7 protein-coding genes are annotated in these 13,333 nt (G+C 72.7%); all 7 read right to left on the reverse strand.

The window, feature by feature from the left end; all coding sequences use genetic code 11:
- Positions 1-31: 31 nt before the first annotated feature.
- Positions 32-940 (reverse strand): DUF3592 domain-containing protein, encoded by a 909-nt coding sequence (locus ACH4PU_RS29685; protein WP_398278652.1) that lies wholly within the window; start codon positions 938-940, stop codon positions 32-34.
- A 24-nt stretch (positions 941-964) separates the two neighbouring features.
- Complete coding sequence (gene pepN, locus ACH4PU_RS29690; RefSeq protein ID WP_398278655.1) at positions 965-3,535, reverse strand: aminopeptidase N; 2,571 nt, start codon at positions 3,533-3,535, stop codon at positions 965-967.
- 27 nt (positions 3,536-3,562) lie between these two features.
- A complete protein-coding gene (locus ACH4PU_RS29695; RefSeq protein WP_398278658.1) occupies positions 3,563-7,102 on the reverse strand; it encodes a TerD family protein in 3,540 nt (1,179 codons plus the stop codon).
- Positions 7,103-7,226: 124 nt separating this feature from the next.
- The gene (locus ACH4PU_RS29700; protein WP_398278661.1) at positions 7,227-8,255 is read right to left on the reverse strand and encodes an aspartate-semialdehyde dehydrogenase; all 1,029 of its coding nucleotides are present in this window, start codon (positions 8,253-8,255) and stop codon (positions 7,227-7,229) included.
- A 514-nt stretch (positions 8,256-8,769) separates the two neighbouring features.
- The gene (locus tag ACH4PU_RS29705; RefSeq protein WP_398278664.1) at positions 8,770-9,030 is read right to left on the reverse strand and encodes a hypothetical protein; all 261 of its coding nucleotides are present in this window, start codon (positions 9,028-9,030) and stop codon (positions 8,770-8,772) included.
- Complete coding sequence (locus ACH4PU_RS29710; RefSeq protein WP_398278667.1) at positions 9,027-9,389, reverse strand: hypothetical protein; 363 nt, start codon at positions 9,387-9,389, stop codon at positions 9,027-9,029. The genes ACH4PU_RS29705 and ACH4PU_RS29710 overlap by 4 nt, the downstream gene beginning before the upstream one ends.
- A gap of 136 nt (positions 9,390-9,525) precedes the next feature.
- Positions 9,526-12,855: a S8 family serine peptidase gene (locus ACH4PU_RS29715; protein ID WP_398278670.1), complete on the reverse strand. Its 3,330-nt coding sequence runs from the start codon at positions 12,853-12,855 to the stop codon at positions 9,526-9,528.
- Between the last annotated feature and the right edge of the window lie 478 nt (positions 12,856-13,333).

A 13,333-nucleotide genomic window follows, 5' to 3' on the forward strand; every position in this document is an offset into this window, starting at 1 on the left:
AGGAGGCCGGCGAGCGCGAGCCGGTAACGCCTCACCAACTGTCGCGCAGCACCCGCAGGGAGTCGAGGGCAGTCGGCACCGCGAGGTCCAGGCCCATCCAGAGGAGCGTCAGGGCGGCGGCCGCGAGGACGGCGTGTGCCGGGAGGCCCATCCGGTCGCCGGGGGCGTAGCCGCGTTCCGGATCCCGTGGGTCGTAGGTGATCGGCGTCGTCCCGCCGTCCTCGGACAGAGGCCAGCCCCGGCCCTCGTGGTGGCGGACCGCGCCGTCCCGGTCGGTGAACGCGTAGTGGTACAAGGCCGGTTCGCCGTCGCCGTTCCGGCGGATGTCGGTGAGTGTGCCGGTGACGGTGACACCTCGGAGGCGCAGGAGGCAGGCGGTGCGGGCGGTGGACGCCGTCACGCGGGCGAGGGCCGCGCCGGGCAGCAGGAACACGCCCGCGCGGAGCCAGTCGCCGAGGGCGTCGAAGGAGGCGAGGGAGCGGCCGAGGTCCTCCGAGGCCAGGAAGACGACGGGGAGGGCGAGCACGTAGAGGACCGTCAGGGTCCGGAGCGTCGGGCTTCCTCCCGCCGCCTGCAACTCCCGCGCCGGCGCGAGGCCGATCCGCTCCACGCTCGTCAGCCGCCGGCCGTCCCGCCGCGCCTGGTGCGGGGCCCGGGGCGGCAGGGACGACGTGAGGGCGGTGGCGAAGGCCGCGAGGGCCGCCGCGTCGTCGCTCCGCAGCGTGATGACCTCGCCCCCGGCGTGGGGCGAGGTGAGTTCGATCCGCAGGGTGCGGCCGTCCGCGCCCGGCCCGTCGACGCGTTCGACGGCCTCGAACGGGACGCGGCGGCGCGTCCGCTTCCGGACGAGCACGACCACGGCGTCGTACAGGAGGGCCGTGGTGCCCCCGGCGGGGAGGGCGGCCCTAGGGGGCTCGGTCGTCGCCGTTTCTTCGAACATCCGAGCACCCTAGAGCCGCGTCGGTCAGGCGGCCGCCGCGTCCGCCGCCTGAGCCCTCAGGGCCCGCTCGACGCCCGCGCGGGACTCCAGGACGAGACGGCGCAGGCCCGCGCTCGGGTTCGCGGAGGCGAGCCAGGCGTCCGTCGCGTCCAGGGTCTCCCGGGAGATCTGGAGTGCGGGGTAGAGGCCGACGGCGATCTGCTGGGCGACCTCGTGGCTGCGGGTCTCCCAGATGCCCTTGACGACGGAGAAGTACTTCGCCGCGTAGGGCGCCAGCAGCTCGCGCTGGTCGGCGACGACGAAGCCGCTGATCACGGCCTCCTGGACGGCGTTGGTGAGCTTGTCGGACTCGACGACCGACGCCCACGCCTCCGCCTTGGCCCCGGCCGTCGGGCGGGCCGAGCGGGCCGCCGCGGCGTGCTGCTCGCCGGCCGAGGTGCGGTCGCGGTCGAGCTCGGCGGCGATGGCCTTCTCGTCGGCGCGGCCGGTGGCGGCGAGGCGGGTGAGCAGGTCCCAGCGCAGGTCGGTGTCGACGGCGAGGCCGGTGACGAGCTCGGTGCCCTCCAGCAGGCCGGCGAGGAAGTCCAGGTGCTCGTCGGTGCGGGCGGTGGCCGCGAACGCGCGGGCCCAGGCCAGCTGGTGGTCGCTGCCGGGCTCCGCCGCGCGGAGCTGTTCGAGCGCCGCGTCCGTCCACTTCCGGAGCCCGGTCTCGCGCCAGTCCGGCGCCGCGTACAGGTCCAGGGCCAGCTTGACCTGCCGCTGGAGCGACTGGACGACGCCGATGTCCGACTCCTTGGCGATGCCCGAGAGCACCAGCTCCAGGTAGTCGCGGGTGGCCATCTCGCCGTCGCGGGTCATGTCCCAGGCGGAGGCCCAGCACAGGGCGCGCGGCAGCGACTCGGCGAAGTCGCCGAGGTGGGCGGTGACGGCGCGCAGCGACTCCTCGTCGAGGCGCACCTTCGCGTACGACAGGTCGTCGTCGTTGAGCAGGACGACGGCCGGGCGCCGCTGCCCGACGAGGGCGGGGACCTCGGTGAGCTCGCCGTCCACGTCCAGCTCGATCCGCTCGGTGCGGACCAGCTTGCCGTCCTTCAGGTCGTACGCGCCGATCGCGATCCGGTGCGGGCGCAGCGTCGGCTCGCCCTGCGCGCCCTCGGGCAGCGGGGTGGCCTCCTGGCGGACGGCGAAGGAGGTGATGACGCCGTTGTCGTCCGTGGTGATCTCGGGGCGCAGGACGTTGATGCCGGCCGTCTCCAGCCACGCCTTCGACCAGGTCTTCAGGTCGCGGCCGCTCATCAGCTCCAGGGCGCCGAGCAGGTCGGACAGACGGGTGTTGCCGTAGGCGTGGGTCTTGAAGTACGCCTGCACGCCCTGGAAGAACTTGTCCTCGCCGACGTACGCCACCAGCTGCTTGAGCACCGAGGCGCCCTTGGCGTAGGTGATGCCGTCGAAGTTGACGAGGACGTCGTCCAGGTCGCGGATCTCGGCCATGATCGGGTGGGTCGAGGGCAGCTGGTCCTGCCGGTAGGCCCAGGTCTTCATGGAGTTGGCGAAGGTGGTCCAGGAATGGGGCCACTTGGAGCCGGGGGCGGCGGCCTGGCAGGCGACCGACGTGTAGGTGGCGAACGACTCGTTCAGCCACAGGTCGTTCCACCACTTCATGGTGACGAGGTCGCCGAACCACATGTGGGCCAGCTCGTGCAGGATCGTCTCGGCCCGCACCTCGTACGCCGCGTCCGTCACCTTCGACCGGAAGACGTACTGGTCGCGGATGGTGACCGCGCCCGCGTTCTCCATCGCGCCCGCGTTGAACTCCGGCACGAACAGCTGGTCGTACTTGGCGAAGGGGTAGTGGTAGTCGAACTTCTCCTGGAACCAGTCGAAGCCCTGCCGCGTGACGTCGAAGATGGCGTCCGCGTCCAGGTACTCGGCGAGCGACGGCCGGCAGTAGATGCCCAGCGGGACCGTCCGGCCGTCCTTCTCGTAGGTGCTGTGCACGCTGTGGTACGGGCCGGCGATCAGCGCGGTGATGTACGTGGAGATGCGCGGGGTCGGCTCGAAGCGCCAGATCCGGTCCGCCGGGACCTCCGGCGTGGGCGAGTTGGAGATGACCGTCCAGCCCTCGGGGGCCTTCACGGTGAACCGGAACGTCGCCTTCAGGTCCGGCTGTTCGAACGACGCGAAGACACGGCGGGCGTCCGGCACCTCGAACTGCGTGTACAGGTACGCCTGGTCGTCCACCGGGTCAACGAACCGGTGCAGACCCTCACCCGTGTTGGTGTACGCGCAGTCGGCGACGACGCGCAGCTCGTTCTCCCCGCCGTGCAGCGACGGCAGGGTGATCCGGCTGTCCGCGAAGACCACGGCCGGGTCCAGCGCCTCGCCGTTGAGCACGACCTCGTGCACGGTCGGGGCCACCAGGTCGATGAACGTCTCGGCGCCGGCCTCGGCGGAGTCGAACCGCACGACCGTCTCCGAGCGGAACGTCCCGCCCTCCTGCGCGCCGGAGAGGTCGAGGTCGATCTCGTACGCCTCCACCGTCAGCAGCGTGGCCCGCCGCTCGGCCTCTTCGCGGGTCAGATTCGTGCCTGGCACCTGGGCATCTCCTTCGCATCACGCGTGTCATGACGTTCCCGGCCATCCTTCCACGGAGGCGGCGTCAGGCGCCTGCCGCGCGCCCGGCCGTGCGTCCTGCCGGGAGCCGCCCGCCGTGAGCCGCCAGGCCCGGTGCGCGCGGACCTGGAGGCAGCCGGTGGGGACGTGGTGGACGCCGATCCCGGCGGCCACCCGGTGCAGCGGCGACAGGTGCTCGTCGAGCGCCCACAGCTCCGGCCGGGGGATCTCGTCGAGGAGCGGCTCGCCGTCGTCGAAGTCGTAGTCGAAGCGGACGGGCCCGGGCGCGCCGGTCCAGCGGACGACGTCATGGCCGTGGCCGCCGATCGCGGTGGCGAACGACCGGATCTCCTCCGGCGGGCGGAGCGTCAGCTTCCAGGACTGGTCGCCCGCCGCCGTGACGAGGAGGTACGTGGGTGCGCCGGGCCGCGCGCGCAGCGGGCCGTGCGCCGGGCGCGGGGTGTGCGCGCGGGTCACCCGAACGCGGGCCAGTCCGCCGGGCTCCAGGCTGGTGACGTGCACGGGTCCCGCCTCCGCCGAGGTCAGGGTGAGCGCCGCGGGCGGGCCGTGGTGGACGAGGACGTCGCAGCCGGTGCCCGTGACCCCGTCCGCCGGCGCCTCGTCGGCCAGCGGGCGGGCGGCGGAGAGCGGGAGGAGGCGGAAGCGCCAGCGGGTGAGGGCGCCGAGCTCCAGGCGGGTGGCCGTCTCGCCCTCCGTGAGCCCGGTGAAGAGGAGGCGGCGGCCCTGGAACCCCTCGTCCTTCGAGATCAGCTCGCGCGTGTCGCCGTACGGATCGATCTCGGTGACCGCGAAGAAGTCGGAGCCCTCCAGGTCGTACTCCAGGATCACCGGCGAGCCGGGGCACGGGTGGGCGATCTCGACGACCTCCAGGTTCCGCCCCTGGCCCGCGTACTCGGCGAGCACCCCGTCGGCGTCCGCGGCGTCCGGCTCGGGCGCGGCGGAGGGCAGGGCGGCGAGCGACCAGGGGCCGTCGGCGTCGACGAGGAGCAGGCAGGGGCCGGCGACGGGCGTCACGTCGATCAGCGCTCCCCGGCCCTGGGCGAGCACGTCGGCGCCGTCGCGGTCGGCCGGGTCGCCCCCGGGGTAGACGGCGCGGAGCGTGAGGCTGCCGCGGTCGGCCCGGCCGCCCGTGTGGTTGACGCGCAGGTCGGCGGCGGGCCCGGAGTAGCGCAGCACGTCGGGGCCGGTGCCCTGGAGCGTGCCGGCCGGCTCCAGGACGCGGGCCTCGGCGAGCGGCAGGAACGTCAGGCTCCACTGCCGCCGCGCCGCCACCCGCAGGCTCGCGGGCCGCCCGGCCCGTGGCGAGAACACCGCCCGTCCGCGGAACCGGCCCGTCCCGGACAGCAGCGGACTCGCCGTCCGCTGCTCCCCGTCGGCCGACTCCACCGACTCCACGACCTCCACCGCCGCCGGACCGCCGGGACTGGCGAACTCGACCAGCACCGGCCCGTCGGGCAGCGGCCCTTCGGGGACGACGTCCTCGTCGCCGGTGCCGGTCCGCTCCCAGGGGGTGAAGGCGGGGGTGGTCTTCGCGCGGGGAGTGGCCTCGGCGTCCGGAACGTCGCTTGGATCGGCGTCCGCGACGGGGACGGCTTCCGATGCCGGAATGACGTCGGTGATGAGGACGGGTTCCGAGGCCGGAGCCGCGTCGATGACGGGGCCGGTCGGGGCGGCTCGCGAGGCGGGGGCGGCGTCGGTGATGAGCGCGGTCTGTGAGGCGGAGGCGACGTCCGTGTGCGGTGCGGCCTCCGCGACGGATTGGGCCTGTTCCAGGGCGAGCGCCGCGGCGTCGGCCGGGCCGGCCGTGAACGGCAGGGCGGCGGAGGACTGACTGTCGGCCGTGCGGCCGGTGGACGGGGAGCCGGTTGTCGGCTCCTCAGCCTGCGCCTGCGCTGACGCTTCCGCCGCCGAGTTCTCGGTGCCCGGCTCGGACGGGACCGGGCGGTTGGTGATCCGCCCGACCACGGCCCACTCCTCCACGACCCGTTCCTCCACCGGCGCCGGCGCCTCGGCCGGTTCCCGCGCTGGCGTCGCGGGCGTACCGACGACGGCGAGACCGACGGTCGGCGCGTCGTCGACGAGCCGACCGGGTTCCCGAGCGGGCGCCCCGGCGAACAGCGGCTCCGGGACGGCCCCGGGGGCGGGCGGCCTCAGGGCGGGCTCGGGCGGCACCGCCGCGCCGGCCGCGTACGCGGAGGCGGCATCACCCGGGACGGCAACACCCGGGACGGCTTCACCGAGGACGACGTCACCGAGAGCGCTCGGAACGGGCGCTTCCTGACCGGCCGGAGCGCCCGAGTGAAGCCCCGGATCGGGCACGTGCGGAGGGTAGGCGGGAATCTCCGGCACCCGTGCCGGAGCACCGGGGACGGAAGCGTCGGCGCCGTGCCCCCCGTACCCGGGCGTGTCCGCCCCGGCGGCACCGGACGGCGAACCACCCGTTCCGGGCACGTAGGCCCCCGCGTCCGCCGGGTGCGGCGGTGCGACTTCGGGCGCGTGCCCGCCCGTGCCCTCAGGCACCCGCGCGCCCATACCGGCCCCGGCATCGGACAACGAACCGCCCGGCCCGAAGGCGTAGGAGCGCGCGTCCGCCGGCTCCGACGGTTCGGCTCCGGGCGCGTGGCCGCCCGAGCCTTCCGGCACCGCCGCGCCGATACCGCCCCCGGACCCGGCCGCCTCGGGCAGGTAGGCACCCGGACCCGGCACGAGGCCCCCCGCCTCCCCGGTGAACGCGTGATCGGCCACGGCGGAGTACGGCTCCGCTCCCGCCCGGTGACCACCGTCCGCCTGTGCCGCGTACGCCCCACCGTCCCCAAGACCGCCCCCGAGGGTGTCCCCGGGACCGATGCCGTTCCCGTACGTCCCATCGCCCCCCGCCCCCGCGCGGTGCGCCTCGACCACGCCGCCGAGGCCGGAGGCGTAGCCCCGGAGGACGGCCGCGAACCGCCAGCCGTCGCCGCCACCGTCGTCTGCCCGGCGGAACTCGCCGAGGACGGCCGCGGTGGCGGTCGTCACGGCAGCCGCCCCGGAGTCCACGCCGTCCCGTCCGCCGGGACCGCCGAGCTCGTCGGAGGCTCCGACGCCACCCGGCCCACCCCGACCGTCCGCGTCGTCGAACCGCACCCCGTCCTCGACGGCGACATGGGCTACCGGCTCGCCCGCGGCCGTCGTGACGGCCAGGCCGAGGCCGGGGACGCGGCCGAGGGCGCGGCCCTTCGTGGCGGCGGCCACCACGATCCGCGTCACGTCCGGCTCGATCCGCGCGGGGTCGATCACCAGCCACTCGGCCACCAGGCCCGCCTCGCCCTCCGAGGTGCCCAGGTGGTGCACGGCCCCGGAGGGGTGCCCGGCGTGCTGGGAGGAGACGAGGTCGGCGTCGGCGCGGAGCGTTCCGCGCGCGTCGAGGAGCAGGGCGGCGACGGTGAGAGCCCCGGCGTCGGGGAGTGCGGGCACGGCGGTCCAGGTGACCGCGGCGTGCAACGGCTCGGCCGGGACGGTCAGATGTTCGCCTCTGGCTATCCGGTTCATGAACGGAACTCTCCCACGGGGGTCTGACATCACGGCCCGAATAAGACCCCCCGGGCCCGCCCCCGATCCCGGGAACGACGACGGGCGGGACCCGAAGGTCCCGCCCGAATACCGTCCGCGAAGCTCAGCCGCGCAGCTCCGCGGCCACCAGCTCCGCGATCTGCACCGCGTTCAGGGCCGCGCCCTTGCGCAGGTTGTCGCCGACGACGAAGAAGGCGAGGCCGTGCTCGACGGTCTCGTCGACCCGGACGCGGCCGACGAACGTGGCGTCCTTGCCCGCCGCCTGGAGCGGAGTCGGGATCTCGGACAGCTCGACGCCCGGGGCCTCGGCGAGCAGCTCGTAGGCGCGCTCGACGCTCAGCGGGCCGTCGAAGGAGGCGTTGACCTGCACCGAGTGGCCGGTGAAGACCGGGACGCGGACGCAGGTGCCGGAGACCTTGAGGTCGGGGATCTCCAGGATCTTGCGGGATTCGTGGCGGAGCTTCTGCTCCTCGTCGGTCTCGAACAGACCGTCGTCCACGATCGAGCCGGCCATCGGCAGCACGTTGAAGGCGATGGGCCGCTTGTAGACGCCGGGCTCGGGGAACTCGACGGCCTCGCCGTCGTGCGTCAGCTCGGTCGCGTGGTCGGCGACCTTGCGCAGCTGCCCGTCGAGCTCGGCGACGCCGGCCAGGCCGGAGCCGGAGACGGCCTGGTAGGTGGTGGCGACGAGGCCGCGCAGCCCGGCCTCGCGGTGTAGCACCTTCAGGGCCGGCATGGCGGCCATGGTGGTGCAGTTGGGGTTGGCGATGATGCCCTTGGGGCGGTCGGCGACGGCGTGCGGGTTGACCTCGGAGACGACGAGCGGCACCTGGGGGTCGCGGCGCCAGGCGGACGAGTTGTCGATCACGACGGCGCCCTGCCCGGCGACCTTCTCCGCCAGCGCCTTGGAGGTGGCGCCGCCGGCCGAGAAGAGGACGATGTCCAGCCCGGTGTAGTCGGCCGTGGCCGCGTCCTCGACGGTGACGTCCGTGCCCTGCCAGTTGATCGTGGACCCGGCGGACCGCGCCGAGGCGAACAGGCGCAGCTCCGTCACCGGGAAGTCGCGCTCCGCGAGGATCTTGCGCATGACTCCGCCGACCTGTCCGGTGGCTCCGACGATTCCGACTCTCACAGGGGGGCTCCCATTGCTCGTCTAGGACATATGCGTCACTGCCGGACGACGGTGGGACCGGTAGGCGCGGTTCCATCATGCGGGAGTGGGGGGCCCGAAAGTCCAATCCATTGTCCGGAGGGTGGGACGGGACGGGCGTGCCGGAAAGGCCTCCGGCCGTCACTCCGGCGAGTGACCGGTCGCCGTAACAGGTACGTGGAGACGAGGCGGGCCGTACGTTCCGCCGAGCGGAACGGAGGTCGCGGAATGTCCGGCGCGCCGGCAGATGGGAGGCGGGAAATGAGGGGACGGCCGTGGTGTGGGGTGTGTGCCGAGGCGCTGGAGCGCCATCCGTGGCTCAGTTCCGACGAGGCCGTGGCACAGCGCGTCCGGGAGCGTTTCGCGGCGATCGACGCCGACATCGCCCGGACCGAGGCGATGCCCGCTCCCGAAGGGGCGGAGCCCGGGGGGAGCTCGCCGCTGCTCGGGCCGGCTTGGATCGGGCCCTCGCCGCTGAGCGGGAGACGACTTGAGCTCACCCCAGATGCGCGATGCGCACGACGAGGATCGTCGACTGCCGTCGGTGCTCCTGGTACCAGATCATCAGGCGACCCTCGGCGTGATCCAGTAGTCGGGAGACACCGGACTCGTGGGACGGCGGGTCGCCCAGGTACCTGACCGAGGCCGCGTCCGCCAGTCGCGCGGCGAGTTTTTCCACGTCGCGGCGGAGCGCCGGATCCAGCCCGCCGACGACATGTTCGGCGTCGGGCAGGTACTCCCAAGTCCAGTCGGTCACCCCGTCGCCTCGCGAGCCGCCTCGTCCAAAAGCGCCGCGATCTCCGAAGACGCGGCCCGCGCTTCCTCGAGCGTGGCGGCTCGGCCGACCGCCCTTTCCAGTTCGTCCAGCCGGGCGGCGCGGGTGGGGATCCGGCGCAGGGCGACGAACACCCCCCAGCGGTGCAGGAAGGTGTGCATGGGCACGGTGCTGTCCGTCTGGACGGCTTCCTGCCAGGCGGCGTGGAACTCCTGCTCGAAACGGACGGCGGCGCTCAGATCTACTCTGGTGACCGCCACGCGGAGAGCTGCCTCGGTGAGCGGAGGCATGGGGAACAGCGGTTCATCAGGGTCGCGATGGTGTGCGGGGTATGCGCTCACGAAGCCTGGTCTCCTTCGACGTCCACGCGTCACTTCAGTCTGCCGTACCGGGTCCCGACGGTACTCGTGCAACCGGAGAGAACAGGGCGGGCGCCCGGAAACCGGACGCCCGCCCATCCAGAACATCACCGACCGATCAGGAAACGACCTTCTCGATCGTCACGCTCCCGGTCCCCGCGACCGTCCCGCGCTCGTTGACGAGCTGGACCTCGCCGGAGAACGTCCGGCCCTCGGGGGCCGCGCCGGCGACCACGACGTCGGCCGTGACCTGGGCGGACTGGCCGTTGCCGAGCTTGACGCTCTGGCCCGCCGGGACCTTGACCTCGCCCAGGGAGGGGGCGAAGTAGACGTCCCGGTAGTCGTAGGCCGTGGTGCCGGAGGGCACCTCGTAGCCGGTGACCTCGACCGTGTACTCGCCCGGGGCGGGCTTGGTCAGGACGACCTGCTCGTCGGAGCCGCCGCTGGTGGAGGAGCCGACCGGCTTGCCGTCCTTGTAGACGGTGAGGTCGAGGTCGGCCTTGGGGTCGGCGGCGCCGCCGATGGCGGCCTCGAAGCGGGTGACGCCCTCACCGATGGTGACCTTGGACGTCTGCTTCTGGCCCTTGCCGATCTGCTGGCGGGCGACCTTGGACGAGCCGAGGCGGCCGCCCTGGAGCTTGCCGTCGATCTGGGCGAAGTCGTTCTTCGCCTTCCAGGTGACGGTGGCCGGGGTGCCGACCTTCGCCTCCTTCACCTTCTGCACGGCCGGGTCGAAGGAGGCGCCCAGCACGGTGGCGGTCACCGTGTAGGGGTTGTCCAGCAGCGGCGAGGTGCGCCGCGATTCGACCTCGATCTCCCAGACGCCCGGCAGCGGGTTGGCGTACGAGCGCACGTCCGGGCGGCAGGCGTTGGCCGGGTTGTTGTAGTTGGGGTAGCAGTTGGTCGTGGTGGTCGGGTCGACCGGGACGCCGTAGGAGTTGATGGCGATGAACCGGGTCTGGCTGTCCTTCGCCAGACCGCTCATCGCGATCTCCAGCGTTTTGGCGCCCTTGGGCACGGTCACGAAGTACGAGGTGGTGGCGTTGCGCTGGGCCGTACCGCTCTTCGCGACCCGGTAGGCCGGGGCGGCCAGCGGTTCCGAGACCACGACCGTCGTCATGATCTGCTTGTCGATGCCCTCGGTGCGGTCGTCGTCCACGGTGAGGATCGCGCTGTGGATGCCCGCCGACTTCGGCTTCGCCGTGACCTTGACGGTGACGGGCTTGTTCAGCGGCAGCCGGACCTCGTCACGGCTCGCGAGCTTGAACGTTCCGTCGTTGTTGCGCCACTTCAGCTCGTGCCAGACGTCCTTGTCCGGGCCGGAGGTGCGGGTGACGGTGATGTCGTACGTCTTCGACTCGCCCGCCTTGAGGCCGCCCTCGCGGTCGTAGACGCCGGTGCCGAAGCCCGGGGTCTTCAGGGAGCCGGAGAGGGCGGTGGAGACCGGGGCCTTGACCGTGTACTCGTGGGCGGTGGCCTTGTGGCGCAGCGCGCTCCACGCCTCGTTGATGTCGATCAGGCCGGAGCCCTGCTCGTACGCCTGGAAGCCCTTGATCTTCTTGGCGGTGCTGGTGAGGGCCGTGCGCAGGTCGGCGGGGGTGAGCTTCATCCCCTGCTGCTTGGCGGCCGAGATCAGCAGTGCCGAAGCGCCCGCGGCCTGCGGGGAGGCCATCGAGGTGCCCTGGAGCATGCCGTAGCCCGGGGGCAGGTCGTAGCCGGACTCGGCGACGGGCGCGCCCGGCTCCCAGGTCGGCGTGGTGTTGACCGACGCGCCGGGGGCGGTGATGATCGGCGCGAAACCGCCGTCCTCGCGCGGGCCGCGGGAGGAGAACGGCATCATCGCGTACTTCGTCCGCACCTCGGACCCGTAGTTGGCGGCCCAGGTCTCCTTGGAGACGGAGGCGCCGACGCTGAGGACCTTGTCGGCCAGGCCGGGGTCGCCGATGGTGTTGGCGCCGGGGCCGCTGTTGCCCGCCGAGATGACGAGCTGCACGCCGTAGGTGTCGATGAGGCGCGTGTAGAGCTCGGAGCGGGCGTTGTTGCCGTCGTTGAGGGCCGGCAGGCCGCCGATCGACATGTTGACGATGTCGACGCCGTGGTTGACGACCAGGTCGATCATGCCCTCGGTGAGCGCGACGTTGGTGCAGCCGCCGCTCCAGGTGCAGGCGCGCGAGGAGACGATCTTCGCGCCGGGGGCGGCGCCGCTCATCTTCCCGCCGAACAGGCCGTTGGCCGCGGTGATGCCCGCGACGTGCGTGCCGTGCTCCGACTCGATGACGCCGATGTTGACGAAGTCGGCCTTCTTGCCGACCCAGCTCCCGCCCTTCGGGTCCATCGGGACGTCCTTGCGGACCTGCACGACGAACGGGATGCGCTCGGCGATGGCGGTCTTCGGGTCGTCCTTGCCGAAGTAGCCGACCTGGTAGCCGTCCTTGTACGGCTTCATCTCGGCGTCGTTCCGGAAGTCACCGTCGTCGTCGAGGTCGACGCGGACCGTGCCCTTGGCCTTGTCGTAGAGGACGGCCCAGGAGTCGGTGGTGTCGCCGTCCCGGTTGAGGTCGCCCTTCATGTCGCCGCCGGCGGTCACGCTCTCGCGGAACAGGGCCACCTGGTAGGAGCCCGCGGGAGCGGTGTAGGTGCGGCCGTTGAAGGAGAAGGACGGGCCGGAGACGTCCTGCGTCATCGGCAGCCAGGTGCCGTCGTCGTCCGCCAGGGGGTCGGTGGACGTCACCCAGTCGACGATCTTGCGCTCGCCGGTGGTGGTCTTCTGCAGCGCGGGGTGGGCCAGGTCCACGCCCGAGTCCAGGACGCCGATGGTGACGCCCCGGCCGTCGGCCTTGGGGTGGTCCTCGACGAAGTCCACGGCGCCGGTCTCGAAGGCCGGCTGGTACGGGTTCTTGGCCGGGGTCCGCTTTCCGGGCGCCGGGTAGGAGCGGCTCTTCGGCCCCTTGGCGCCCGCCACCGCGTCACCGCGCGGCGTCGGGTCGGGAAGCTTGATCTCCTGCTTGAGGTCGATGCCGTGCACCGACGACAGCTTCTGCGCCTCGGCGATCACGGCGTCGGCCTTGGCGGTGGGCACGGTCGCCCGGACGTAGCCGAGCTTGTCGTACTCCTTGCCCACCGAGGCGCCCGGGACGGAGTCGAGCTTCCCGGCGATCTGCTCCGTCTGGCCGGGGGCGGTGGCGATCATCATGGTGACGGTCCGCTCGCCCGCGGACTTGGCCTTGGCGAGCAGGTCCGCGCCGTGCGAACCGAGCTTGTCCTTCTCGGGGTCGGCCGGCTTGACCGGACCCGGGGCCGGCGTCGCGGCCGGGGGCTGCGGCCCGTCGGCGAAGGCGGGTGCCGCGCCCGTAGCGGCGAGTGCCACCGCCGCGGCGGCGGCGACGGCTATTCGGGACGCGCGTCTCGCGCCGCCGCGGGACGCGTGGCGAGATGTGGGGGTGTTCATGGACATCCCTGGCTGGTGAGTGAACGGCTGCCGACGGCAGGTCCGGATATCGGAACCGGATGGGGGCTCACTTTTATGGAAGTGACGGGCTTTTGGGGAGAGTTGCCAGGGAGGGAAAATAAAGATGGCGTAAACCCGCCAGCGGGCACAGTGGGAGGAAGTGGGACGGAGGCCGTGAACCGTTCGCAGGGCGTTCCCCAGAGGTTCCCCTGAGGGACGAGGGACGGGGGTCCACGGTTCAGCCATTCAGGGCAAACGGAGTACAGCGGGACCGGCGGGGCCATAGGGTTTTCGGGGACGCTATCCCTGTCGGGTGAACGCTGGGTGAGGTCCGGCGTTCCAGGGGACGAGTCCTCTATGTCGCTTGCAGTAGCCAAGATCGATGTGAGGTGATCGGCGGCGACCGTTGCCGTCCTGTTCACGCCCAGGTCATGCGCGCTGCCAACGATCCTCGGTGACAGCAGCCGCAGACCGCCTG

It is taken from the genome of Streptomyces sp. NPDC021100 (assembly GCF_044333095.1).
GTDB lineage: Bacteria > Actinomycetota > Actinomycetes > Streptomycetales > Streptomycetaceae > Streptomyces.